A 26278-nucleotide genomic window follows, 5' to 3' on the forward strand; every position below is an offset into this window, starting at 1 on the left:
GGCGTATGGGCCGCGAGGGGATTTGAAATGATTTCGACCTGGAGCGAATGGAAGCGCTATCCTCGTCATGGACGGGGCGAGAACCTGGAGGCGCCGATTTCGCCTGGTATTTACGAGGTCCGGATTGCCGGCACCGGTGCACTCTACTCCTTCGGCGCGGTCGAGAACGTGGCACAGGCGCTGGCGCTGCTGCCGGTCGGCTCAAGGTCCTGGTTCGGCCGCCGTGACACCTCCGACGTTCCCGATCTCGAATACCGGACCTGCGCGACCTCGTCCAAGGCCGACGCCAAGACTGCGGCTGAGCGCATGATCGGCCGGCGCGAGACCTATCTGAACGGCGCGGCGTAAGAACCACGAGACTAGATTAAGTTGCTTCCGCACTCGCGACGCCAAGCCTCACCCGTAGGGAGAGGTCGCGCCGGAGGCGCGGGTGAGGGGTTGCGCTCTCTCGTGGGACCTGAACCCCCTCACTCAATTTGCTGTGCAAATCGACCTCTCCCCGTTGGGGAGAGGTAAGGGCTCGCGGCCCCTAGCTTAACTCCAAGCTGATGTGCGTTGAGGGACGGTGCATTACGCGCCGCCTGTCCCTATATTCCGGGCCGATCCGAACGCCCTGAGGAGCAACGCCATGACCCCGACCGCCGCCGCACGCGCTTCGCAAGCCACCTCCACCCTGCGCTTGAAGGACCCTTCGCTCCTGAAGCAGGCCTGCTACATCGATGGCGCCTGGGTCGGCTCGCCGGTCTTCGCGGTCAACAATCCCGCGACCGGCGCAGAGCTGGCAAAAATCCCGCAGCTTTCGGCGGATGATGCGAAGAAGGCGGTCGAAGCTGCCGAGCGCGCGTTCCCGGCCTGGGCCAAGCTCACCGCCAAGCAGCGCTCCAACATCTTGCGCAAATGGTACGAGTTGATCGTCGCCAACCGCGAGGATCTCGCGCTGATCCTCACCTCCGAGCAGGGCAAGCCGCTCAGCGAAGCCCTCGGCGAGGTCGATATCGGCGGGGCCTATGTCGAGTTCTTCGCGGAGGAGGCGAGGCGCGTCTATGGCGAGACCATTCCGACGCAGCGCCCCGATGCGCGGCTGCTCGCGATCAAGCAGCCGATCGGCGTCTGCGGCGCGATCACGCCGTGGAATTTTCCGAATTCGATGATCACGCGCAAGGTGTCGCCGGCGCTAGCTGCCGGCTGCACCGTGGTGCTGAAGCCCGCCAACGAAACGCCGTTGTCGGCACTCGCGCTTGCCGCGCTCGCCGAGAAGGCCGGCGTGCCCAAGGGCGTGTTCAACATCATCACCGGCGATGCGCCGCCGATAGGCAAGGTGCTGTGCGAGCATCCGGCGGTGCGCTTCGTCGGCTTCACCGGCTCGACCGAGGTCGGCAAGATCCTCTATCGCCAGGCCTCCGTCGGGGTGAAGAAGCTCGGCCTCGAGCTCGGCGGCAACGCGCCGTTCATTGTGTTCGATGACGCCGATATCGATGCCGCGGTCGAAGGCGCGATCGTGTCGAAATACCGCAACATGGGCCAGACCTGCGTCTGCGCCAACCGCCTCTATGCGCAGGACAAGATCTACGACGAATTCGTGCAGAAGCTGTCGAAGAAGGTCGCGGCGATGAAGATCGGCGACGGCACCGAGAGCGGCGTCACGCAGGGCCCGCTGATCAACATGGAAGCGGTCGATAAGGTCGAGCGCCATATCGCGGATGCGGTGAAGCGCGGCGCCAAGGTCGTCACCGGCGGCAAGCGCCATGCGCTCGGGCGTTCCTTCTTCGAGCCGACCGTGCTTGCCGACGTCAAGGCGGACTCGCTGGTGTCGCAAGAGGAAACTTTTGGCCCGCTCGCGCCGGTGATCCGCTTCAAGGACGAGGCCGACGTCATCGCGATGTGCAACGCCTCACCCTTCGGGCTTGCTTCCTACTTCTACTCCCGCGATCTCGGCCGCGTCTGGCGCGTCGCCGAGGCGCTGGAATCCGGCATGGTCGGCGTCAACACCGGCCTGATTACCACGGAAGTCGCGCCCTTCGGCGGCGTCAAGGAAAGCGGCCTGGGACGCGAAGGCTCGCATCACGGCATGGAAGAATATGTCGAGGTCAAGTACGTGATGATGGCGGGGGTGTAGGCCTGCCGTCGCGGATCGGTGTGACGTGGCGGGAATGCTTGCCCGTCGTCGTCCTGGCGAAAGCCAGGACCCATACCGCGTGATCTATCGATTGCAGGCGGTAGGTGTATCGGACCGCCAGTCTTCGCCAAATCACTCGCTGGGGTAATGGGTTCTGGCTTTCGCCAGGACGACATTGAACTTATGGCGCGCCATTTACGCCTCCGGCCCGTTACCCCATCTACGCAGCCGCTACCGCCTCAGCACCGCGATCGTCCGGTTCGCAAAGCTCAGCCGCTCGGCCATGACCGACACGAAATAGGTCAGCAGCTTATGGCTGAGCTCGGGGTCTTCGACCCTGATCGCATTGAACTGGTGCGTGTTCAGCACGTAGAGCACACTGGCGACTTCCGCCTGGATGGTGGCGCTGCGCGGCGTGTGTGCCACCAGGCCCATCTCGCCGATCGTGGTGTAGCGGCCGAGGCTGCGCACGCGCGTGGTGCGGTCCTCCTCGGCCGGGACCATGATGCCGACGCGTCCGTCGAGGATGAAGTGCATGGAATCGGCGGGGTCGCCGGCGTTCACGATGACCTCGCCGGCCTCGACGTCGAGGCGCTGGCAGCGGCGGATCAACTCGTCGGCATCGTGCTCGCTCTTGAGGATCCGCATGAACCAGTCCCGCAAGCTGGCCTCTTCCTGGGCCAATCCCTGATGCTGCGCGATGAGCTCGTTCTCGCACCACTCCAGCGCATGATCGAGTTCGGGAATGATGATGACGCCTTCGCCGATGAAATCGCTGGAGCGCAGCACCTTCTCGGCGGCGGCCGACAGATGCACCAGGATCAGCTCGACGCCAAGGTCGCGCGCGCTGCGCTTGATCTGGGCGAAACTGTAGGCGGCTGACGAGTCGACGCCGGTCACGAGCTTGAAGTCGAACAGCAGATAGCGGCACTCCGGGCGCTCCTGCAGCAGTTTCTTGACGCGCTGGTAGAGCCGGTTGGCCGAGCCGAAGAACAGATAGCTTTGCAGGTTCAGGCCCTGGATCTTGCCGCCATGGGCGAGCAGCACCTCATGATCGTCGCGCGAGCGGTCGAGCGAAGAGCGATATTCGGAGCCGTCAAAACTGTACTTGATCGTCTCCACCCGCGCCGCGCTGAACGCGAATGTCGCGCAGCCGATGATCACGCCGATCAGGATGCCCGGCACGAAACCCCAAGTCACGATGATCACGATGATGGCGATCAGCGACAGATATTCGAGCTTGGAGAGCCGCTTGCGCGACTCGATGATCCATTTGTGGAGCTGGTCGGCACCGAGATAGATCAGGAGCCCGCCGAGCACGAATTTCGGCATGAATCCGAGCAGCTCCGGCGCAACGGCAAGCATCAGGAGCGACATCGCCGCGACGGTGAGGCCGGACAGGCGACCGCGCCCGCCGCTGCTGAAATTGAGGATCGAGCGGCTGACCGAAATGCAGCCGCCATAGCCGGCGAGCGCGCCGGTCAGGATGTTGGCCGCACCCGTGACGTTCAGCTCGCGCTCCAGATTGGCCTCGCGATGCACGGCGACCTCGATCCCCGTGGTGCCGAATAGCGTGCTGGAGGCCGTGACGAAGATGACGGCGACGAGGTTGCCGAGCAGGTCCGGCACGGCGAACCAGGGATAGTGCACGAGATCGTCGGCATGCCACGGCAGCATGAACGACGCCGGCGGCGGAGGCTGGAAAGTCCAGCCCAGGCTGCGCGCTTCCTCCGGCGAGACGCCGGCGATCCAGAACGCCACATGTGCGGTGAGCATGCCGCCGATCAGGATGACCGGCAGCCCGAACGGGCCGCGCGAGCGATGCCAGGTCAGATACAGCACCAGCGCCATCGCGCAGGCCGCGCCCAGCTCAGACAGCGTGATGCCGCTGGTGAAGTGCAACAGCGTCCCGAGCTGCACCGGATGACCGGTGATCACCCGGATCGCGCCCATGACGATCAGAAGTCCGGTGGCGCCGAGGAAACCGCCGACCACGGGATAGGGCACATAGCGGATCGCCCGACCCATCCGCGTCAGTCCCAATCCGCACAGGGTGACACCGGTGAGGATAGTCGACAGGCCGAGTGTGATCAGGACGGGCGAGAGCAGTGGCGTCGACGGATTCGCCGCATCGATGCGCTCGACCAGCGAGGCGGCGAGGATTCCCGTCACCGCGGCGGTCGAGCTGTCCGGCGCGGCCACCGCGAAGGGCAGGGAGCTTCCGAAAGCGACGACGGCCGCAAGCACGGCGGAGCTGATGAAGGTCGCGGCGATCCCGTAGGACAGGTAGGGCGACAGCGGCCCCGCGAAGATCAGCAGCGCGTAGGAGAGCCCGAAGGTGACGGTCAGGACGCTCGCGGCGCTGCCGCCCAGTATATCATTCAGTGCACGCTTGAGAGCCGGGCTAAATCGAGGGGCCGGACTGTAGGTAATTGCTGGATCTGTCACGCCTTTGCGCTCGCCCCTGAAAATTCCCGTCCGAGACGTAGACGAGTCCGAAGCTAGCGCAACAGGATTCTTCCGATTGTGAAATTTCCGACAGGCTTTCGCGAAATCGTTCGCGTCAATCGGCCTGGCCGGAGACCTCCGCGCCGAACGCGCCGTGCCGTCCCGCGCCCGATGCGAAGCGGGTTGCGCCCGACAGCGTCTCGCCGGAGGCGATGACGTTCAGGCCGCCGCGCATCTCGTTCTTGATCGCGTCTTCTTCCCCCATATCCCATTGCTGAAGCGCGGAAAGCCGGTCGGCGCGCAGGCATGTCTGCGGGAAGCGCGCGATCTCCTTGGCAAGCCGGACCGCATGCGCGCGGGCTTCACCGGTCGGCACGAGGCGGTTGGCAAGGCCCATGCGCAACGCCTCCGCGCCGCCGACCGGACGCCCCGTGAGGATCAAGTCCATGGCATGTGAATGGCCAATCAGACGCGGCAGGCGGACGGTGCCGAGATCGATGAGCGGCACGCCAAATCGACGGCAGAAGATGCCGAAAGTGGCGTCCTCCGCGACCACGCGCATGTCGGCGAACAATGCGAGCTCCATCCCGCCCGCGACCGCGTAACCTTCGACCGCCGCGATCACCGGCTTGGAGAGCCGCAAGCGGCTTGGCCCCATTGGGGCGATCGTGCCGTGGCCGCCGATCTCGCGCATCTTCTCGCGATCGCCCTTCGCGACTGCCTTCAGATCCGCGCCCGCGCAAAAATGCCCGTGCGTGCCGGTGAAAACCGCAACCGATGCGTCATGGTCGGCGTCGAAGGCAAGGAACGCGTCATAGAGCTTGCGCGCAGTGGCACCATCAACCGCGTTGCGGCAGTGCGGCCGGTTGATGGAGATGACGGTGGCGGGGCCATCGCGCTCGATCAGCACGGCATCGGCTTCGGGCATGTGTGCTCTCCCTGATGTTTTGCAGGGAGTTTTGCATCAGGTTGCCGCGTGGGCAATGCTTGGAAAAAGCCGATGCAGACGCCACGCATTCTGGCTTTCGTCAGGACGACGATAATGAGCTGAAGCTAAATCTTCAGCTCCGTCCCCGTCACCCGCCGATAGGCTTCCAGATACCGCTTGCTCGTCGCTTCCACGACGCTCGCGGGCAGCGGGGGCGGCGGGGCGTCGCCGTTCCAGCGGCCGGCGCGGCGCTCGGCGTCGAGATAGTCGCGTAAGGGCTGCTTGTCGAAGCTCGCCTGCGGCTGGCCGGGCTTGTAGGCACTGGCCGCCCAGAAGCGCGACGAATCCGGCGTCATCACCTCGTCGATCAGGATGATGCGGCCGTCCTTGTCGCGGCCGAATTCGAACTTGGTGTCCGCGATGATGATGCCCTGCTCGCGCGCCAGCTCCTCGCCGAGCGTGTAAACCGCGCGCGTCATGCTCTCGAGCGTATGGGCGACCTCGTCGCCGACGACCTCGCGCATCCGCGCGATGGTGATGTTCTCGTCGTGGCCGGTCTCGGCCTTGGTCGCCGGGCTGAAGATCGCAGGATCGAGCTTCTCGCTTTCGACGAGGCCCGCCTTCAGCTTCTCGCCTGCGAGCGTGCCGGAGGCCGCATATTCCTTCCAGGCCGAGCCGGAGAGATAACCGCGGATCACGCATTCGATGGGGAATACGGTGGTGCGGCGGGACAGCATGGCGCGGCCATGGATGTCGGCGCGGTGGGCTTTCAACGCCGGCACGGCGGCGATGATCTCGTCGGTGTCGGCGCTGATCATGTGATGCGGCACCACGCCCTCGAGCTCTTTGAACCAGAACGCGCTGATCTGGGTCAGCACGGCGCCCTTCATCGGAATGGTCTCGCCCATCACGACGTCGAAGGCGCTGATGCGGTCGGTGGTGACGAGCAGCAGGCGGTCATCATCGACGGCGTAGATATCGCGCACCTTGCCGCGCCCGATCTTGGGCAGGGGCAGGTCGCTACTGAGCATGGTGGTCATCGGCAGGCCTTCAGGCAGGAGAACTCGGCCGCGCAAAAATGCGGCCGGGATCGGGATAGCCTATTCCGGCAGCGGAATGAACTCATGTTCCTGCGGAACCTGCGCAAAGCGGCCGGTTTTCCAATCCTGCTTGGCCTGCTCGATCCGCTCCTTGCTGGAGGAGACGAAATTCCACCAGATGTGGCGCGGTCCCTCCAGCGCATCGCCGCCCAGGAACATCATCCGTGTGGCTTTGAGCGCCTTCACCGTGATGCGGTCGCCGGGCCGGAAGACCAGGAGCCGCGGCCCCTCATAGCGCTCACCCGCGATCTCGACCTCGCCGTCGACGAGATAGATCGCGCGCTCCTCGTGGTCGGGGTCGAGCGGTACGCTCGCGCCTGCCGCGGCCGTGACCTCGGTGTAGAACCAGGGCGAGACCATCGACACCGGCGAGGCGATGCCGAACGACGAGCCCGCGATCACCCGCGCGGTGAAATCGCGTTCCGAGATCATCGGCAGGTCGCCGGCGGCATAGTGCTGGAACGACGGCGCGATCTCCTCGGATCCGGCCGGCAGCGCAATCCAGCTTTGCAGGCCGAGCATCTTCTGACCCGATGCACGCTGCGCGTCCGGCGTGCGCTCGGAATGTGCGATGCCGCGCCCGGCCGTCATCAAATTCATCGCGCCGGGCTGGATCTCCTGGATGTTGCCCTGGCTGTCGCGATGCATGATCGCGCCGTCGAACAGGTAGGTGACGGTGGCGAGCCCGATATGCGGATGCGGCCGCACGTCCATGCCCTTGCCGGAGACGAACTGCACCGGACCGAAATGGTCGAAAAAGATGAAAGGCCCGACCATCTGCCGCTTGCCATGCGGCAGCGCGCGCCGCACCTCAAATCCGTCGCCGAGGTCGCGGGTGCGCGGCACGATGACGAGGTCGAGCGCATCGCATGACATGGGATCGCCGAGCACGGGATCGTTGGAGGGTTGCCAGCTCATGGTGGACTCCTTCTTTGTTGCGGCGATCGTAACAGGATTTGATCGCTCCGTCGCGCCGATCAGGGCATGGACGCGATAGCCTATTTGCGGTCGCCGTGAGATATCGGCCAGAGCAATGTTGGAAACAGGGGCGGGCGATGGTTTCTCCGATCAAGCCGGGCGCTGGCCTGAACGAAGATGACGTCGACTTTCTTGTAACCGCGCCTGAACGCTGGCGCCGCGATCAGTCTTGAAAAACGTCGCACGACCAACGATGCTCAGCCGATTTCAACCCTGACCGATCGCGCTAATCCGATGACTCCCGCCGCAATCGAACTGGCCTGCCGCGCCGCTGCCGTGGCATTGCTGCTGGTGCTGGCGGCATCGCTGTTCTCCGGCTTCAGGAATGTGGTCGCCGGCCGGCTTGCGGTTGCCTTCGCGCTCGGATCGGCGGCCCATGCCGCGAGCTATTCGATCGGTGCGCCGGCGCTGACGTCAGCCTGGCACGCGCCGCTGATTGCGCTCTCGACGAGCAATGTCGTGGTGTTCTGGCTGTTCACGCGCGCGCTGTTTGATGACGAGTTTTGCCTGCGCTGGCGGCATAGCGCGATCTGGGCACTCGTTGCCGCATTCAGCCTGGTCAGTTGCCTCTGGATTGCGCCGGGCGGAAACCTGCGGCTTGTCGTCGTCGCGACCAACCTGATCTCGCTTGGCTTCATCGCCCTCGCGGTGGTGCAGACGATCGCGTCGTGGCCGGCCGATCTGGTCGAACGGCGCCGCCGCGTTCGCGTCTTCATCGTCGCCGCTGCCGCGCTCTATGGCGGGCTGAACGCGCTGCTCCAGATCTTCGTTGGCGGTGGAGGCGACGTGGCCAACACCATCAATGCCGCAGTACTCGCCTTCGTCGTCGCCGCGATCGCTTGCGCGATGATGCGCGTCGACGGCGCAGAGCTGTTCCCGGTGGCTGCCGAGCCCGCACCCGCGATCGCGCCGGGCCAACCTGTTGCCGCCGAGGAAGCTGCCGACCGGAAACTGATCGATGCCTTGATGCGGCTGATGGCGGATGAGCGGATCTATCGCCAGGAGAACGTCACCATCGGTGCGCTGGCGGGACGGCTCAAGATCCCCGAATACCGGCTGCGCCGCCTGATCAACCAGCGGCTCGGCTACCGCAACTTCAATGTGTTCCTGAACAACCATCGGATCGAGGAGGCCAAGGCCGCGCTCGCCGATCCCGCCCAGGCCGAGGTGCCTGTCATCACCATCGCGATGGATGCCGGCTTCCAGTCGCTCGGCCCGTTCAACCGCGCCTTCAAGGCCGTGACCGGCGTGACGCCGACGGAGTATCGGCGGCTGAAGGTGCGCGCGGCGTGACACTTCTCATCTCCCGCGCGCGGGGAGAGGCCGGATTGTCTGCAATCCGGGCGAGGGGGAGCTTTCGCGAATCCAAATCCCAGCGTTCCCGCGGAGGCGGCCCCTCACCCCGACCCTCTCCCCGTAAGAACGGGGAGAGGGAGTGAACCCGCACCGCGGTCGCGGCCGTGCAATTAAGGAACTGAAATCGCTGGATAATTCAAAAATCGACTAGCCCCGTCCAGTTTCAGCTAGGCCAATTTCCAAATCCGGCGAGCAGTCATCGCGCCGCCCCGGCCTTCTTCGCGTCACTTCAGCCGGAGAACGCCATTGACCCGCCGCCGCAAGATCATCCTCCTCACCACCACCATCAGCTGCGTCGGCCTCGTGCTCGGCGCGGCGCGTGCCCGCGACGTGCCGAAGGTCGCGACCGGTTTCGTCGCCGACATCCTCTGCGCCGAGACGTTCGTCTCCGGCCTCGATCCGCGGCGCACCTTCACCGAGACCACCGATGCGATGCCCGGGACCGGCCTGATCACCTGGGCGATGGACTACCGGATCGACCGCGTGCGCAAGGATGTCACGGTGACGCTGTTCGGCATTGGCCGCAGCCATGCCGTCTATCGCGACGGCCTCGGCTGCACGCTGGAGCATGGTGCGGCGATCGCCGACGTTGAACCGCCGCCCGACGACAGGCAGCCCGCGCTGCTGCCGGAGATCGCCGCGCCTTCGGTCGTGCCGCCGCAAAGCGAGGGGCTTGCCGCCGCACTCGAGCGCGCCTTCACCGAGCCTGCACAGCCGCCGTACCGGCGCACCCGCGCCGTGATCGTCATGAAGAATGGCCGCATCGTCGCCGAGCGCTATGCCGATGGCATTGGACCGGAGACGCCGCTGCTCGGCTTCTCCATGACCAAGTCGGTAATCTCAGCGCTGACAGGCATTCTCGTGCGCCAAGGCAGGCTCAAGCTCGACGGGCCGGCGCCGGTTGCCGCCTGGCGCAATCCGGATGATCCGCGCCACGCCATCACCGTCGATCATCTCCTGCGCCACACCGCCGGCCTTGCGCTCGGCAGTTCCTTGCAGGCATCGCTCGGCTCCGCGCTCGAGCCGGTCAATCGCATGAAGTTTCTGCAAGATGACATGGCCGCCTATGCAGAGAGCATGCCGCTCGCAACAGCGCCGGGCACTGCCTGGAACTATCACGACGGCAACACCCTCATCCTCGCGCATCTGATCCGAAATGCGCTCGGCGGCAATCCCACGGACGTGCTCCGCTTCGCGCGCCGCGAATTGTTCGCGCCGCTCGGCATGCGCCATGTCACGCTTCAGCTCGACGGCGCCGGCACGGTGGAAGGCTCCAGCGAGATGCTGGCATCCGCGCGCGATTGGGCGCGCTTCGGCCAGCTCTATCTCAACGACGGCGTCGCGGGCGGCAAGCGCATCCTGCCCGAGGGTTGGGTGAGCTATTCGGCCTCGCCCACGCCGCACGCGTGGGTCGGCATCGGCGCCGGCTTCTGGACCAACCGGGGCGACAGTTTTGGCGCGAGCTACCGCATCGAGCGCGGGTGGCCGCGCGATGCCTTCTTCGCCAAGGGTACGATCGGTCAGTACACGATCGTGATCCCGTCCGAGCGGCTGGTGATCGTGCGGTTGGGCCGCTCGCCGAACTGGCCGCCGGAGGTGGATGGCGTGTTCGATTTGGTTCGCGATGTGATCGCCGCGACGCATGACAAGGGGAAGGTTGCGGGCGTGGATTGATAGCGGCAGGACAGGGCGCCGTCTCTTCTTCCTTCTCCCCTTGTGGGAGAAGGTGGCGCGAAGCGCCGGATGAGGGGTCTGTCTCCGCGAACTCAACTGCGTGAAGGTGCTCGCGGACAGAGACCCCTCACCCGTCTCGCCGCTACGCGGCGAGCCACCCGCTCCCACAAGGGGAGAGGGAAAAATGGCGCTAGCTACTGCCTTCCCAGCTCCGTCGCCTTCGCTACGCGGTCGAACCGCTCCAGCGACAGGATCGCGTCGGCAAATTTCTCCGCGCGCGCGTTCAGCACGGGGCGCGCCAGCGTCAGGAACTTCTGCTGCATCGCCTGCGCATCGGGGAAGGAGGTCGGCTCGCCGGAGGGATCGGCGTAGAGCCGCTCATGCACGCCGTCGTCGGTGGTGATGCTCACGCGTGCGCCGAAGGGATGAGTGCGGCCGATCTCGAGGCGGTCGTCCTGCACCACGTCGAACTTGTCGGCGAGCGCGTCGATGGCGGCATCGCCGAGGCGGTTGTAATCGTCCCAGCCAAAGCTGCCCTGGTCGAGCGCGAGCGCGCCGGTGAAGAACATCGAGAACTGGCCGCCGACGATCGACGTGGGATGCCGTTTGGTTGCGGCATCGCCGGTCAGCGTGATGCCGTTGCGATGCAGCCCGATCTCGACCCGCTTGACCTGGTCGGGCGTCAGATTGTGCTCGCGCCGCATGGCGATCAGCGCATCGATCGCGGCATGGGTGTAGCGGCAGCTCGGATACGGCTTTACGCCGATCTTCATCGTCTCATAGCTCTTGCCGAGCTCGGCGACCGCCTTGTCGGGATGCGCGTCGTCGGTGTAGCCGGCGAGCAGGCCGTGCTTGCCTTCGACCGATTCCGTCGCGCCGACGAAATCATTGCGCGCCAGCGTCGCGGCGATCACGCCGTTCATCGCGGCGGCGCCGACCTGGTAGCGCTTGTTCCAGGCACCGTTGACCAGGAATTGCAGCGAGCCGGCGGCCTGACTGCCGGAGACGCCGAAGGCGGCGATGATCTGCTTCTCGGAGAGGCCGAACAGCTTGCCGGCAGCCGCGGCCGCGCCATAGGTGCCGGCCGTCGCAGTCGGATGGAAGCCGCGCGCGTAGTGCGAGGTCGGGTCGAGCGCGTTGCCGAGCCGGCAGCAGACTTCATAGCCCGCAACGATGGCAGTCAGCACGTCGCGGCCGGAGGCTCCGACCATCTCGCCGACCGCGAACGCTGCCGGCACCACCGGCGCGCTCGGGTGCAGCGAGGAATCCGCATGGGTGTCGTCGAAATCGAGGGAATGGCCGAGCGCGCCGTTGAGCAGCGCTGCGACCGCCGGCGTCCAGGTCTTGGCATCGCCGAACACGGTCGACTCGCCCTTGGTGTCGAGCGCCAGGGCCTCCAGCATCTTCAGCAGAGACGGGGTCGATTCCGCTTCGCTGCGCGCGCGGATGGCGCTGCCGAGGAAATCCAGCGTCAGCACTTTTGCGCGATCCAGCACTTCCGCCGGAATATCCTGATATTTCAGGTTGACGACGTAGGCGGCGAGCGTTGCGGTTTCGTGGGCCATCATGTTTCCTCGTTTTGGCCGGCACGTTAGGCGGGCTGATTTTGCCTTTCAAGCGGGCTTGCGGCTGCGGGCATCAGCTATGCTTTTGGCCGGTTGACCGAGGATTGGGCCGGGATATTCGACGATGGCATTCGCAAGAGAGGTGTTCGACCGGCTCCGGTCGCGAAGGACGCAGTTGGGACTGGCCGTCCGGGTCACGGTGGCGGCGACCGCGGCCTATGCGATTGCGACCGCGCTGCATCTGTTGCTGCCGCTCTGGGCGGTGCTGACCTCGCTGATCGTGACCCAGATGAGCGTCGGCCGCTCGCTGAAGGCGACGCGCGACTACATGCTCGGCACGGTCGGCGGCGCCGTCTATGGCGGCGCCATCGCGGTGCTGATCCCTTATTCCAGCGAAGCCGGGCTGCTCGGGCTTTTGGTGCTGTCGGTCGCCCCGCTCGCCTTCGTCGCCGCGATCAATCCGAGTTTGAGCGCGGCCACGGTGACCGCCGTGATCGTGCTCCTGGTTCCCACCATGCATCATTCCGATCCCATGACCTCGGCAATCGATCGCGTCAGCGAGGTCGCGGTCGGCGCGATCACGGGACTGCTGGTCTCGTTCCTGGTGCTGCCCTCGCGCGCGGTGCGGCAGATCCGCGCCAGTGCGGCGCTGCTGCTCGAACTGATCGCCGACGCTTTCACCGAGCTGCTCGCAGGCCTGACGCGCGGCCGCGACAACGACGCGCTGCACCGGATCCAGGACGGCATCGGCACCGCGCTGGTGGGCCTCAACGCCACCGGTGCCGAGGCCGAGCGCGAGCGCGCGGCGCGGCTGTCGAGCGGGCCCGACACCGGCCCCTTGCTGCGAACCATCCTGCGGCTGCGCCATGACGTCGTGATGATCGGCCGCGCCACCGTGGTGCCGTTGCCGGCCGAGGTGCAGACGCGGCTCGCCGGGCCCTTAGCGGAGGTTTCGACCGTGATCGCGCGCTTTCTGCGTTCGGCCGCGGCGGCCTTGCGGGAGGGCGCCGGCGCGCCGCCGATCCATCCCGTGCACCTCGCGCTCCAGCACTATGCCGAGGCGGTCGCTTCCGTCCGTCGCGACGGCCTGATCCGTGGCCAGCCCAGCGACACCGCGGAGCGTTTCTTCGCGCTCGGCTTCTCGCTGGAGCAGATGCACCAGAACCTCTGCGATCTCGACCGCGTCGTCGGCGAATGGTCGGAAGCTGCAGCGGACAAGCCGGCGCGGGTGGCGGAGTGAGTAGGGAGTGTGCTCATAAACCTCGGCTTCCGACAGCCAAGCCGAAGTCGCCCGGCTTGGCCGTGATCGGCGGCAGATGACCCAAGCGGAATTCGTCGAAACCGTTTCGTGCTGCAACCAGAGGTTAACTGGTCGCGGTACATGATTGATGCAGTTGTTGTTTGTCACACGCCTTGCGTCGGTCGAAAAATGGACCTTGTGATCTTCTTGCTCGCTGTCTTGCTTTGGTGGACCGTCGAAGCGGTCATGATCGGCAGTCCCAGCATTGGGGGGAGTCCGAGCAATTACGTGCTTGGGTTCGTTCTGGCAATCTTTGCATTTCCCTATTGGATACCCACAATAGCTGCTGCGGCAGCATCTGAATTTGCATTTAGCTTTCTTCCTACGGCATGGCGGTCTGTTGCGTACCTCGGCTTTGCTCTGGTTGGGTTAGCCGCTCTATCCCTTATCGCGCACAGCGTCTTCCAAGGCGAAGGGAGCGCTGAGCACTTCCGTCTGCTCGTCTATCCGGCTGTAGCCGTCAGCATACTCTACGTGGCGAGGAGCTTCGCAAGGGAACAGAGCTAGCTTCCCGCTTCTGGGCCCCGAGCAGACGTTCGCTCATTCGCGAGTGGCTATGTGCCAAGCTGACAAACCCTTCCGTGCTATCGACGAAATGTACGCACGATGGCCATGAGGATCAGGCCAAGCACCGCAAAGCCGCCAATGGGCGACGTGAACAACGGCAGATACCAACCAATAGTCCCATCGCCATGACAGCTTGGAAGCGGACATTGATACTGGGCATAGGCGACCAAACACAGCCACAGTGCAGCAACGAAAACGAAAATTCCGACAGGCATTAGCAGGTCCGGTTCAAGGGGCCACTCAGTTGATGGCCTCTTTTCGTGCGAAGTCAACCTTCGGTCAGTCTGCCGTCACGGTCATGTACACGGTGGGGCGAAGTCGGAGGAGGGCACGGTTGCGATTTCTGCTTGTGGGCCCAGGGGCGACATGCACCAATGTTAGCTTGAACGTCGACTTTCGAGAGCAAGCGGACTTGGCGAATTCGTGAGTACACGCCCTACCGCCGCATCAGGCCCTTGCTTTGCATGCGCCAGACCAGGAGATCGATGCGGTCCTGGCCGAAGAACGGCTCTTTTTCGAACACGAAGGTCGGCACGCCCCAATGGCCGGACGCGGCGTGATCCTTCTCGTTGTCGGCGATCACCTGCGCGTAGCGGTCCGCATCAGTGCTGATGGCTGCGTCCATGGCGGCGAGATCGAAGCCGGCTTTTTCTGCCGCGCGCGCGAGATGGTCGCCCTCATTCCATCCCGTGACCGAGCCGTCCCACAGCACGCGCGCGATCGCGTAAGTGAACTCGAGCGAGCGGCCTTCGAGCTGCGCCATGGCGCCAAGCCGGGTCAGGCGATGGATGTAGGGCTGCTCGGCCGCGACCTCGAGCGTCGTCAGGTCCTGCACGATCGGATCGGGCCGCGGAAAGCGGAACGGAATGCCTTCATGCTCCGCCACGCGGCTGCTGTCGAGCACGACATAGCGGATGAATTGCGGATTGGTCTTCTTGAAGAAGCCGGGGACTCGCACCGCGAGCGGATAGACCGGACGTAGGTTCACCGTGAGATCGTATGTCTCGACGAGCTTCAGCGTCTTGGGCAACGCCAGATAGCTGAACGGGCTGCGGAAGGAAAAGAAGAGGTCGACTGCAAGGGTCATCGCGCCGGCTCCATGATCCGCCCCATCATGCTGCGGACCACCAGCTTGTGGAAGGGCATGATCAGGGTGAGGTAGGTCCGGCCGAGCAGATTATGCGTCCGCACCAGCGTGGTCGAGGTGACTTGTCGGCTCGGTGCAGTGCCGTCCAATTCGACCACGAGGCGGAAGTCGAGGTGATAATCGTTGAAGCCCGCGACAAGACGCTCCGGCGTTTCGCTGACCACAGGAAACAGGCCGATCATGCCATGCGGGGCCGGCGCGCCTTCGCCCGATGTCTTCAGCCCGAACGGCCTCACCAGGATGTTGCGCAGGCGCACCAGCGCATCGATCCAGCGTGGCCCGTGCAGCACCATCCGGATGCAGGCTTCGCGGGCATCGATCGGGCTCGCGCCGATCCCGACGCGATAGGCGTCGATGAACTGCGCACCCGCCAGCACGGCAGCGGCCTCGACCTCGGGGGTGACTTCGCGGACTGTCCCGATCATCCCGCCAATCTGCGCGTCAGCATCCGAAAGCGCAAGATCAAGAGCCCGGCATAGACGAAGGTCCCGATCGACAGGCCGATCCAGACGCCGACTGCGCCAAGCCCGGCGTGGAAAGCCAGCACCCAGGCGATGGGAAAGGCGACACACCAATAGCCGATCGCCGCGAACACCAGCGTCATCCTGGTGTCATTGAGGCCGCGCAGCGCGCCGCCCATGATGGTCTGGAGGCCGTCGGCGATGAAGAAGGTCGCGCCGACCAGCAGCAGCGTCGCCGTCAGCTCGACGGTTGCCGCGCTCGCCTCGCCGCCGCCGAAGAACAGCCGGCCCAGCGCATAGCGGCCGAGGATGATGGCGACGGTCAGGGCCGAGACCAGGGCGATCCCGAGCAGCGCCGCGACGAGGCCGGCGCGCTTCACCGCTAGCGGCTCGTCGCGGCCGAAGGCATGGCCGACACGTACCGTCGCCGCCATGCCGATCCCGAGCGGAACCATGAACAGCACGGCGGTGACCTGCAGCGCGATCTGATGTGCCGCGAGCGCGGTGGTCGAGATCAGCCCCATCAGCAGCGCGGCCGAGGAGAACAGGCCATATTCCATCAGCAGCGAGAACGAGATCGGCGCGCCGATGACGATGAGCTGGCGCATCAACTGCCAGTCGATCCGCCAGAGATGGGCGAGCGGGTGATAGTCGGCAATGGGTTTTCGCGTCGCCGCGATGGCGACCGCGGCGATGAAGGTGCCGAGATTGACGATCGTGGTCGCAAGCCCCGCACCGAGCAGGCCGAGCTCCGGCAGGCCGAACAGGCCGTGGATCAGGCAGTAGACCAGTGCCGCATTGGCAGGAATCGCAGCAATGGTAATCCACAGCGGCGGCTGCGGCCGGTTCACCGCGCTCATCATGCCGCGTAGCGCGATGAAGCTGAGCGCCGGGGCGATGCCCCAGGCGAGCCCGTTCAGATAGCGCTGGGCGAGCGCGGCCGAATGCGGCGCCTGTCCAAGCGCAAGCAGAATGTGCTCGCCATAGAGCGGCGAGGCCATCATCGGTAGCGAGATCAAGAGCGCCACCCACAGGCCGACGCGCAAGGACCGGCGGATCCGCCTGACGTCTCCGGCACCAAATGCCTGTGCTGCCAGCGGCGACACCGCAGCCATCAATCCCAGCCCGAAGGTGAAGCTGACGAAATAGACCGTGTGCGCCAGCGCCGCAGCCGCGACGGCGTCCTCGCCGAGCCTGCCGATCAGCGCGAGATCGGTCGTGATCATCGCGATCTGTCCGAGCTGGGTCAGCATCATCGGCACGGCCAGCCGCAGCGTCTCGACGAATTCATCGGCGAGGTGGCTTTGCGGCGCGCCGGCTTGCGGCTGCGGACGAGGTTGGACGGTGTCGAGCATGGCCGGTCAATAACACAGCCACACGTCGAAAACATGGCCCCATTCTCGCGTCCCGGACGCGCGTAGCTGTTCTCCCTCCACCCTTGCTCTATTCTCCCTCTCCCCGTTCTTACGGGGAGAGGGTTGGGGTGAGGGGCTGTTTCCGCGATCACGGTAAGAGTTGGACTCGCGGAGGCTCCCCCTCACCCGGATTGCACCTGACGATGCAATCCGGCCTCTCCCCGCAAGCGGGGAGAGGCGACTTCAGCCCTTCCGCTCGGGCACGCGCTTGATCTTCGCACCCAGCGCGTTCAGCCGTTCCTCGATGCGCTCGTAGCCGCGCTCGATCTGGTCGGCGTTGTTGATCGTCGAGGTGCCCTCGGCGCAGACCGCGGCGAGCAGCATGGCCATGCCGGCGCGGATGTCGGGCGAGATCATCGATGCGCCGCGCAGGCGGCTGGGACCGGCGATGATGGCGCGGTGCGGATCGCACAGCACGATGCGCGCGCCCATCGCGATCAGCTTGTCGACGAAGAACATCCGCGATTCGAACATCTTCTCGAACATCAGGATCACGCCCTCGCATTGCGTGGCGGTGACGATCGCGATCGACATCAGATCGGCCGGGAAGGCCGGCCAGGGCTGATCCTCCAGCTTCGGCACGTGGCCGCCAAAATCGTCCTGGATCTTCAGCGTCTGGTTGGAGGGCACGATGAGATCGTCGCCTTCGACGCGGCAGACGATGCCGAGCCGCTCGAACCCCATGCGGATCGAGCGCAGGTGTTCGACGCCGGCGCGCACGATGCGCAGCGGCGAGCGCGTCACGGCCGCTAAGCCGATCAGCGAGCCGACCTCGATATGATCAGGCTGGATCGAGTAAGTCGCCGCGCCCAGCGTCGCCGCGCCATGGATGATCATGGTGTTGGTGCCGATGCCCTCGATCTTCGCGCCGAGCGCGACCAGGAAGTTGGCGAGGTCCTGCACGTGCGGCTCGGAGGCGGCATTGCGCAAATAGGTGACGCCGTCGGCGGCCACGGCCGCCACCAGCGCGTTCTCGGTCGCGGTGACGCTCGGCTCGTCCAGGAACACGTCGGCGCCGGTCAGCTTCGGCGCGCGGAACTCCAGCCGGTCGGTCGCCGTGACCTTGGCCCCTAGCTGTTCCAGCGCCAGCATATGCGTGTCCAGTCGGCGCCGGCCGATGACGTCGCCGCCGGGCGGCGGCAGCATCACCTCGCCGCAGCGCGCGAGCAGGGGGCCTGCGAGCAGGATCGAGGCGCGGATGCGGATGCAGAGCTCGGGATCGAGATCGGCGGCGCTGATGCTCTTGGCGTGAATATGAAGCGTATTGCGCGCGCTCCATTCCGCCGACGCACCGACCGAGCGGATCAGCTCGACCAGCGTCTCGGTGTCGCGGATCCGCGGAACATTCTGAAGCGTGACCGGATGCTCGGTGAGCAGCGCGGCCGCGATGATCGGCAGCGCCGAGTTCTTGTTGCCGGACGGTTCGATCGAGCCCGAGAGCCGGTGACCGCCCTCGACGATGTATTGGATGGGCGCCACGTCGGTGTCCTGTTGTTTGGGGCGGGCTGCTTTCGGGAAGCGGAAAATACAGAGAATTGGGCGCGGTAGCAATTCGTCGCAAGCATCCGCCCTTATCCTGAGCAGCGCACGACAAACGGGCTCGAAGGATGGCGGCGGGCGACAGGCGGGCCTTCATGGTTCGCCCGGCGATGCAAAGCATCGTCCGGAGACGCGCGTTCCGCGCTCCTCACCATGAGGATCAGGATCTCGCCGCGACACAAGACCTCGTCCTGAGGAGCCCGCCAAAAGCGGGCGTCCTTCGGCAGTCGCAACCAGCCTCAGATATCGATCGTCGCGCTCAGCGAGTGTTCCTGGATGAAGTCGCGCCGCGGTTCGACCACGTCGCCCATCAGCTTGGTGAAGATGTCGTCGGCCTCGTCGACCTCCTTGACCTTCACTTGCAGCAGCGAGCGTGCCTCGGTATCCAGCGTCGTCTCCCAGAGCTGCTCGGGGTTCATCTCGCCGAGACCTTTGTAGCGCTGCAGCGTGATGCCCTTGCGCCCCGAATCGGTGACCGCCTCGAACAGGTCGGTCGGCCCATGAATGACGTGCTCGGAATCCTTGCGCCGCAGCTTGCCGGGGCGCTCGTAGACGTCTTGCAGCTTCGTCCGGTATTCGTGGAGCTTGCGCGCCTCGGCCGAGCCCAGGAAGGCATCGTCGATGACGGCGGCTTCCTTGACGCCGCGCACCGTTCTCTCGAACATGAAGCCGTGGCCTTCCACGAATTGTCCTGTCCAGCCGCGTTCGACCTCTTCGGCCTGCCTGTCCAGCCGCTTCGCCATGTATTCTGCTGCGGCGCTGGCATTTGCTGGATCGGTATAAATTTCCCTGCCAAACAGACCAATGACGGCCCCTTGCTCGACGACCTTGCGGTTATAGCGGCTGTGCAGGTTGCGCAGGATGCTGCGGACCACGCGGGCGTCGTCGACCAGCGCGCGCAGGTCGCGGCCGGAGCGGTCGCCTCCGGTTCCCGGAACGAACACGCAGTCGTCGAGCCCGGCATCGATCAGATAGTCTTCCAGCGCTCGCTCGTCCTTCAGATATTGCTCGGACTTGCCGCGTGCGACCTTATAGAGCGGCGGCTGGGCGATATAGAGATAGCCGCCGTCGATGATGTCGCGCATCTGCCGGTAGAAGAAGGTCAAAAGCAGCGTGCGGATGTGGGCGCCGTCGACGTCGGCGTCCGTCATCACGATGATCTTGTGATAACGCAGCTTCTCGACCGAAAAATCGTCGCTGATGCCGGTACCGAGCGCGGTGATCAGCGTGCCGATCTGCTCCGATGACAGCATCTTGTCGGGACGGACGCGTTCCACGTTGAGGATCTTGCCGCGCAGCGGCAGCACCGCCTGGAACTCGCGATTGCGGCCCTGCTTGGCGCTGCCGCCTGCCGAGTCACCCTCGACGATGAAGAGTTCGGACTTCGCCGGATCCTTCTCCTGGCAGTCGGCGAGCTTGCCGGGCAGCGAGGAGACCGAGAGCGGGCTCTTGCGCGTCAGCTCGCGCGCCTTTCGCGCCGCTTCGCGCGCAGCGGCCGCCTGGATCACCTTGCCGACGATCACCTTGGCTTCGCTCGGATGCTCCTCGAACCAGGCTTGAAGCGCCTCGTTGAGCACGTTCTCGACCACGGGGCGCACTTCCGAGGACACCAGCTTGTCCTTGGTCTGCGACGAAAACTTGGGATCCGGCACCTTCACCGACAGCACGGCGGTCAGGCCTTCGCGGCAGTCGTCGCCGGTGAGCGCGATCTTTTCCTTTTTCGCGTTGGCCTCGGCATAGCCGTTGACCTGGCGCGTCAGCGCACCGCGGAAGCCGGCGAGATGGGTACCGCCATCGCGCTGCGGAATGTTGTTGGTGAAGCATAGCACGTTCTCGTGGTAGCTGTCGTTCCACCAGAGCGCCGCCTCGACGCCGATGCCGTTGGCTTCCGAGCGCACCATGATCGGTGCCGGCACGATCGCCTTCTTGTTGCGGTCGAGATATTTGACGAACTCCTCGACGCCGCCGGAATAGTGCATCTCCTCGCGCTTCTCGACCGCATGACGCATGTCGGAGAGGATGATGTTGACGCCGGAATTGAGGAAGGCGAGCTCGCGCAGGCGGTGCTCGAGCGTGGCGAAATCATATTCGATGTTCTTGAAGGTCTCGGTCGAGGCCAGGAACGTCACCTCGGTGCCGCGCTTGCCCGGCGCGTCGCCGACCACTTTCAGCGGTGCGACGGAATCGCCATGGGCGAACTCGATGTAGTGCTCCTTGTCGTCGCGCCAGATGCGCAGCATCAGCTTAGAGGACAGCGCGTTGACCACGGAGACGCCGACGCCGTGCAGGCCGCCGGAGACCTTGTAGGAGTTCTGGTCGAACTTACCGCCGGCGTGGAGCTGGGTCATGATGACCTCGGCCGCCGAGATGCCTTCGCCCTTGTGGATGTCGACCGGGATGCCGCGGCCGTCGTCACGCACGGTGACGGAATTGTCGGGATTGAGGACGACGTCGACGCGCGTGGCATGGCCCGCGAGCGCTTCGTCGATTGCATTGTCGACGACCTCGTAGACCATGTGGTGCAGGCCGGACCCGTCGTCGGTGTCGCCAATATACATGCCCGGACGCTTGCGGACGGCATCGAGACCCTTGAGCACGCGGATCGATTCCGCGCCGTATTCGCTCGCGTTGGAGGGCTCGTTTTCGGCACGCGGCTGCCGAGCAGGTTCTGTCATGAGAGGCCTTCGAGGATGTCGTCCGAATCAGCGGCGCAGAAGGCGCTGATTTGGACGCTATTTGTGCCATGAAAGGAGGATTGCGCCTAGCGCAAAGTATCCTTCCGCAACCCTTTGAGCAGATGGGGATTTTTGGCCGGTTTTCAAGTCGTTCCAAGGCCGTTTCTCGGCACTGCAAAAAGGCCGATTCGGGACCTGGTTTCGGGGTCTTTGAAGGCCGCTTTTTCCGGATCTGTGGCGGCCTGCGGATGCCCTAACGGCGTGCGGCGATGCGCCCGCTCTCGACGTCGAAAACCTCGCTGCCGACGCCGATCTCGGCGAAGGCGGCCGGGTCCGCGCCGGTCAGCCAGACCTGCGCGCCAAGCTTGCGCAGTTCCTCGAAAAGTGCCGCGCGCCGGTTCGGATCGAGATGCGCGACGACTTCGTCGAGCAGCAGCAGCGGCACGATGCCGGTCATCTCGGCAACGAGGCTCGCATGCGCCAGCACGAGCCCGATCAGCAGCGCCTTCTGCTCGCCGGTCGAGGCGTCGCGCGCCGGCATGCTTTTCGGCGCGTAGATCACCTGGAGATCGGTGAGATGCGGGCCGTCGGTGGTGCGGCCGGCGATCGCATCGCGCGGGCGGTTGTCACGCAGGATCTGGCGGTAGCGGTCCTCGACTGCGGTCGCGGTCTCGGTGAGCAGCGCATTCTCCATCCAGCCGTCGAGCGCGATCTGCGCGGATGGAAAGGCGGACGCCTGCGCGCGGGCGTTCAGCATGCCGGTCAGCCGTGCCGCGGTCTGGCCGCGCGTTGCGGCCACCGCGACCGCGAGTTCCGCGGTCTCGCGCTCGATCGCGTCACACCAATGGTCGTCGTAATTGCGCGCCTCGAGCAGGCGGTTGCGCGAGCGCAAGGAACGTTCGAGCGCGGAGATGCGGCTGGAATGCTCGCTGTCGATGGCGAGCACCAGGCGGTCGAAGAAGCGCCGCCGCTCGGACGCAGCCCCCATGAACAACCCGTCCATCGCCGGCGTCAGCCACACCATGCGGATGTGGTCGCCGAAGGCGCTGGCCGAACCGACCGGCTCGCGATCGACGCGGCAGCGCCGGCTGACGGTGTTGTCGGGCCGTGGCGGCTCGATGCCGGTGCCGAGCGTAGCAAGGCCGAGCGCGCCCTCGACCTGGGCCGAGACCGCCCAGGAACCGTCGCCCTGGTTGTCGGCGACGTCTTCCAGCGTGGCGCGCCGCAAGCCACGCCCCGGCGACAGGAAGGAGATCGCCTCGATGCAATTGGTCTTGCCGGCGCCGTTCGGCCCGACCAGCGCCACCATGTCAGCCGCTGTCTCGAGCCCCGCCGCCCGGTAATTACGAAAATGCGTCAGCGCCAGGCGATGAATGCGGGAGGAGGTCATGTTTGTTCGTCATTGCCGGGCTTGACCCGGCAATCCCATCGTCCGCGCGGGCAATTTCATCATATAGGCGCGGCCGTTCGGGATGCTCGCGGCTGTCAGATCAATCCTCCACGCGCAAGCCCGGCCATGACGAGGGGAGACGGCTCACACCCGCATCGGCATCAGCACGTACAGCGCGCTCGTGTCGTCGCGGTCCTGGACCAGGGTCGGCGAGCCGGGGTCGGCGAGTTTCAGCGTTGCAACCTCGCCCTCGATCTGAGCGGCGATGTCGAGCAAATAGCGCGAGTTGAAGCCGATATCGAGGGCGTCGGAGGCGTAATCGACCTCGAGCTCTTCGGTCGCGCTGCCGGAATCCGGATTGGTTACCGACAGCACCAGCTTGCCCGCCGACAGCGACAGCTTGACCGCGCGCCCCCTCTCGCTCGAAATCGTCGAGACACGGTCGACCGCGTTCTCAAAATCCTTCTTGTCGACAATGAGCTCCTTGTCGTTGTTCTGCGGGATGACGCGGCCGTAGTCGGGGAAGGTGCCGTCGATCAGCTTCGAGGTGAGGACCACGTTGCCGATGGTGAAGCGGATCTTGGCCTGCGACAGCTCGATGGTGATCTCGGCCTCGGAGTCCTCGATCAGGCGCTGCACCTCGCCGACGGTCTTGCGCGGCACGATCACGCCGGGCATGCCGGCGGCGCCCGCGGGCTGGACCAGGTCGAGCTGGGCGAGGCGGTGGCCGTCGGTGGCGACGCCGCGCAAGGTCGCGGCCTTGGCCGTGCCGGCCGCATGCAGATAGATGCCGTTGAGATAATAGCGCGTCTCCTCGGTGGAGATCGCGAACTGGGTGCGGTCGATCAGCCGCTTCACGTCCTTGGCGGCGAGCGAGAAGGAATGCGACATGTCGCCGGCGGCCAGATCCGGAAAATCATTCTCCGGCAGCGTCTGCAGCGTGAAGCGCGAACGGCCGGCGCGGATCGCCAGCACGGCGCGATCGCCGTCGGCTTCCAGCACGATCTGCGAGCCGTCCGGCAGCTTGCGTACGATGTCGTAGAACATGTGCGCCGGCACGGTGGTGGAGCCCGCGGTCGCGGTTTCCGCGGGAAGCGTCTCGGTCACCTCGAGGTCGAGGTCGGTCGCCTTGAGTGACAGCTTCGCGTTCTCGGCGCGGACCAGGACATTGCCGAGGATCGGAATCGTGTTGCGACGCTCCACCACGCGATGGACATGGCCCAGCGACTTCAGGAGTTGCGCGCGTTCGACCGTAACCTTCATTGCACTACCCGCCCGATTCCCATGATGGAAAAGCCGGGCGGCCAAAAGCGCGCCACGGCACCGAAGAACCCGAAAAGCCGGATCATCCACCCGATATGATCAAAGCCCCCCGGGTCGCGCAAGGTGGCGCGGAACGCCACCCGTTTCAAGGGATTGAGCGCCAGTTCCCCACGATTTAGGGGCAAAACGCGAGCCGCCGCCCCGGCGGGACCGGGGCGGCGGGCGAGGTCAGAATTCGGGACGGCCTAGGCGTTTATTCCTGAAGCTGGCGCTTGAGCGACTCGACCTCCTCGGACAGCGCGGTGTCCTTGGTGACCAGGGACTCGATCTTGCGCACCGCATGCAGCACCGTGGTGTGGTCGCGTCCGCCGAAGCGGCGGCCAATTTCCGGCAGCGAGCGCAGCGTCAGCGTCTTGGCGAGGTACATCGCGACCTGCCGCGGGCGGACCACGTTCGCGGTACGGCGCGAGGACAACAGGTCGGAGCGGCTGACATTGTACTGGCGCGCCACGACGCGCTGGATGTCCTCGATCTTGATGCGCTTGGGCTCCTGCGGCCGGATCAGGTCGCGCACCTCGCGCTCGGCCATCTCCAGCGTCACCGGCTGGTTGTTGAGCTTGGAATGCGCCAGCAGCCGGTTGATCGCACCTTCGAGGTCGCGGCCGTTATGGGTGATGGCGCGCGACAGATAGTTCAGCACCTCCTCCGGCACGTCGAAGGTCGCATGATGGGTGCGCGCCGCGGCGACGCGCGACTTGAGAATGCCGAGCCGCAGATCTTCCCCGAGCGAGGCCATCTCGACCACGAGACCGCCGGCGAGCCGCGAGCGAACGCGATCGTCGAGGCTCTCGAGATCGGACGGCGGACGGTCGGCCGCGATCACGACCTGGCGGCCGGCGTCGATCAGCGCGTTCAGCGTGTGACAGAACTCGGCCTGGGTCGACTTGCCTTGAAGGAATTGCAGGTCGTCGATGACCAGCACGTCGATGCCGCGCAGCGCCTCCTTGAAGGCGAGCGCCGTCTGCGTCTTCAGCGCAGCGACGAAGCCGTACATGAATTTTTCCGCGGTGAGATAAAGCACCTTGCGCTCGTTGCCGGAATTGCCGGCCCAGGTCACCGCCTGCAGCAGATGCGTCTTGCCGAGGCCGACGCCGGCATGAATGTAGAGCGGGTTGAACATCACGGGATCGCCCCTGCGCCCTTCGGCGACCTGGCGTGCCGCCGCATGCGCCAGCGTGTTGGAACGGCCGACGACGAAGCTCGCAAACGTCAGGCGCGGATCGAGCGGAGAGCCGCCGAGCGCATCGTGATTGGCGGAGACCGGCGCAGTCGCGGTCGAGCGCAGCTCGGCGGCGGGTGCACGGCGTGCCTCGACCGGCGCGGGCGCTTCCTTCGGCTGCGCCATCGGGCGCACCGCGGAGCGGACGGTGAGATCGATGCGATGCACCTCCGGCATCTCGGCCTGCCAGCACGACAGCACGCGCTCGGCATAATGGGCCTGGATCCAGCTCTTCAGGAAACGGGTCGGAACCGAAAGCCGCACGCTCTCGTCCTGCACCCCTTCCAGATCCATACGGGCAAACCAGCTCGTATAGACGTCTTCACCAACGCTCGAGCGCAGGCGTCCCTTCACGCGTGACCAGCGATCCTGTTCCGATGTCGTCATCGTCGAAAAACTTCTTCTGAGAGATAAAGTTGCGTTGTGAGCGCCACGCGGGGTTTCCCGCCATGGCGCGACCTCAAGCGAGTCCATCGTCGGACATGGCTCGGCCGTTCGGCGCAAGCGCCGCAGGCCTGTTCAGCGATGTCAGAGATGGAGGGGTCGCGAGGTCAGCGCGTACTCGGCGCTCCGTCACACGTCGGAGACTGCAGGTCGGACGAATCTAGAACGGCATGGTTGGAGTAGGAAGATTGTTTCGATACCGCGTTGAGTCCGTAAGACATGATACCTCCCCGTCCTGCCGTGATTGCTCACGACAAGGTCCTGCGTGTCCAAAAGACAACCGCGTCCGAAACACTTCAGTCGCAGGTGCCCCCGCCCGTCTGTACTGCCGTTCGCCGGCTTCGCCGTCACGCCTGTCGGGTCGCCTCGATCACGTCTCTCACTTGCGCTTGCTGCGAACGAGACACGTATGCCCCGCGTGGAGACATTCAGACAAAGTGCAACCGTTCCCATATTGCTATGGGTTTTGAACCGACAATCGCTTGGTAAAGCGTCGCCAACGTGCAGACCGCCGCCGATTTGCACGCTCGCCCCGTTTCCCAAACCGCGCTGGTCTCAAGATCGTGGGCGCCGCGAACGACTTAAGGAATACACGATGCGGACAGACTCGCAACGAAATTGATTCACACTTGA

The 26278-nt window shown here is 65.2% G+C and carries 18 protein-coding genes; 5 read left to right on the forward strand and 13 right to left on the reverse strand.

Annotation, left to right across the window (positions count from 1 at the left end; translation table 11 throughout):
* Positions 1-27 precede the first annotated feature (27 nt).
* Positions 28-348: a hypothetical protein gene (locus tag MTR72_RS14185; RefSeq protein ID WP_280967367.1), complete on the forward strand. Its 321-nt coding sequence runs from the start codon at positions 28-30 to the stop codon at positions 346-348.
* Positions 349-628: 280 nt separating this feature from the next.
* The gene (locus tag MTR72_RS14190) at positions 629-2116 is read left to right on the forward strand and encodes an NAD-dependent succinate-semialdehyde dehydrogenase (protein WP_341510422.1); all 1488 of its coding nucleotides are present in this window, start codon (positions 629-631) and stop codon (positions 2114-2116) included.
* A 231-nt stretch (positions 2117-2347) separates the two neighbouring features.
* On the opposite strand, the gene MTR72_RS14195 is transcribed toward MTR72_RS14190, so the two are convergent.
* The 4 genes from MTR72_RS14195 to MTR72_RS14210 form a co-directional block, all read right to left on the reverse strand.
* The gene (locus tag MTR72_RS14195) at positions 2348-4564 is read right to left on the reverse strand and encodes an SLC26A/SulP transporter family protein (RefSeq protein ID WP_280967365.1); all 2217 of its coding nucleotides are present in this window, start codon (positions 4562-4564) and stop codon (positions 2348-2350) included.
* A 115-nt stretch (positions 4565-4679) separates the two neighbouring features.
* Positions 4680-5492, reverse strand: a complete 813-nt coding sequence (locus MTR72_RS14200; protein WP_280967364.1) for a crotonase/enoyl-CoA hydratase family protein — start codon at positions 5490-5492, stop codon at positions 4680-4682.
* Positions 5493-5617: 125 nt separating this feature from the next.
* Positions 5618-6532, reverse strand: a complete 915-nt coding sequence (locus MTR72_RS14205) for a phosphoribosylaminoimidazolesuccinocarboxamide synthase (RefSeq protein ID WP_280967363.1) — start codon at positions 6530-6532, stop codon at positions 5618-5620.
* Between the two features lie 60 nt (positions 6533-6592).
* Positions 6593-7510 carry a pirin family protein gene (locus MTR72_RS14210; RefSeq protein ID WP_280967362.1) on the reverse strand — a complete coding sequence of 306 codons (918 nt, stop codon included), beginning with the start codon at positions 7508-7510 and terminating at the stop codon, positions 6593-6595.
* A gap of 294 nt (positions 7511-7804) precedes the next feature.
* Here MTR72_RS14210 and MTR72_RS14215 point away from each other — a divergent pair, with 294 nt between their 5' ends.
* Positions 7805-8863 (forward strand): helix-turn-helix domain-containing protein, encoded by a 1059-nt coding sequence (locus MTR72_RS14215; protein WP_280967361.1) that lies wholly within the window; start codon positions 7805-7807, stop codon positions 8861-8863.
* Between the two features lie 309 nt (positions 8864-9172).
* Positions 9173-10600 (forward strand): serine hydrolase domain-containing protein, encoded by a 1428-nt coding sequence (locus MTR72_RS14220; protein WP_341510423.1) that lies wholly within the window; start codon positions 9173-9175, stop codon positions 10598-10600.
* Between the two features lie 194 nt (positions 10601-10794).
* Here the strand turns inward: MTR72_RS14220 and MTR72_RS14225 are convergent, their stop codons facing one another.
* On the reverse strand, positions 10795-12165 hold the full coding sequence (locus MTR72_RS14225) for an MmgE/PrpD family protein (protein ID WP_280971154.1): 1371 nt from the start codon (positions 12163-12165) through the stop codon (positions 10795-10797).
* A gap of 124 nt (positions 12166-12289) precedes the next feature.
* Between MTR72_RS14225 and MTR72_RS14230 the strand changes: the two genes are divergently transcribed.
* Positions 12290-13405 carry an FUSC family protein gene (locus MTR72_RS14230; protein ID WP_280967359.1) on the forward strand — a complete coding sequence of 372 codons (1116 nt, stop codon included), beginning with the start codon at positions 12290-12292 and terminating at the stop codon, positions 13403-13405.
* A gap of 1063 nt (positions 13406-14468) precedes the next feature.
* Here MTR72_RS14230 and MTR72_RS14235 read toward each other — a convergent pair.
* The 8 genes from MTR72_RS14235 to dnaA form a co-directional block, all read right to left on the reverse strand.
* Positions 14469-15119: a 2-hydroxychromene-2-carboxylate isomerase gene (locus MTR72_RS14235; protein WP_280967358.1), complete on the reverse strand. Its 651-nt coding sequence runs from the start codon at positions 15117-15119 to the stop codon at positions 14469-14471.
* Positions 15116-15604, reverse strand: a complete 489-nt coding sequence (locus tag MTR72_RS14240) for a DUF2867 domain-containing protein (RefSeq protein ID WP_280967357.1) — start codon at positions 15602-15604, stop codon at positions 15116-15118. Before MTR72_RS14240 ends, MTR72_RS14235 begins: the two co-directional genes overlap by 4 nt.
* Positions 15601-16995, reverse strand: a complete 1395-nt coding sequence (locus tag MTR72_RS14245; RefSeq protein WP_341510424.1) for an MATE family efflux transporter — start codon at positions 16993-16995, stop codon at positions 15601-15603. The genes MTR72_RS14240 and MTR72_RS14245 overlap by 4 nt, the downstream gene beginning before the upstream one ends.
* Positions 16996-17238: 243 nt before the next feature.
* Entirely contained in the window at positions 17239-18534 is a 1296-nt protein-coding gene (murA, locus tag MTR72_RS14250; RefSeq protein WP_280967355.1) for a UDP-N-acetylglucosamine 1-carboxyvinyltransferase, read from the reverse strand.
* 299 nt (positions 18535-18833) lie between these two features.
* Positions 18834-21269 carry a DNA topoisomerase (ATP-hydrolyzing) subunit B gene (gene gyrB, locus MTR72_RS14255; RefSeq protein ID WP_280967354.1) on the reverse strand — a complete coding sequence of 812 codons (2436 nt, stop codon included), beginning with the start codon at positions 21267-21269 and terminating at the stop codon, positions 18834-18836.
* 253 nt (positions 21270-21522) lie between these two features.
* A complete protein-coding gene (recF, locus tag MTR72_RS14260) occupies positions 21523-22659 on the reverse strand; it encodes a DNA replication/repair protein RecF (protein ID WP_280967353.1) in 1137 nt (378 codons plus the stop codon).
* 144 nt (positions 22660-22803) lie between these two features.
* Positions 22804-23922 (reverse strand): DNA polymerase III subunit beta, encoded by a 1119-nt coding sequence (dnaN, locus tag MTR72_RS14265; RefSeq protein ID WP_280967352.1) that lies wholly within the window; start codon positions 23920-23922, stop codon positions 22804-22806.
* Between the two features lie 253 nt (positions 23923-24175).
* The gene (gene dnaA / locus MTR72_RS14270; protein ID WP_280967351.1) at positions 24176-25588 is read right to left on the reverse strand and encodes a chromosomal replication initiator protein DnaA; all 1413 of its coding nucleotides are present in this window, start codon (positions 25586-25588) and stop codon (positions 24176-24178) included.
* Between the last annotated feature and the right edge of the window lie 690 nt (positions 25589-26278).

Origin of the sequence: Bradyrhizobium sp. ISRA442, assembly GCF_038085055.1 — a bacterium.
In the GTDB taxonomy this organism is placed as follows: domain Bacteria; phylum Pseudomonadota; class Alphaproteobacteria; order Rhizobiales; family Xanthobacteraceae; genus Bradyrhizobium.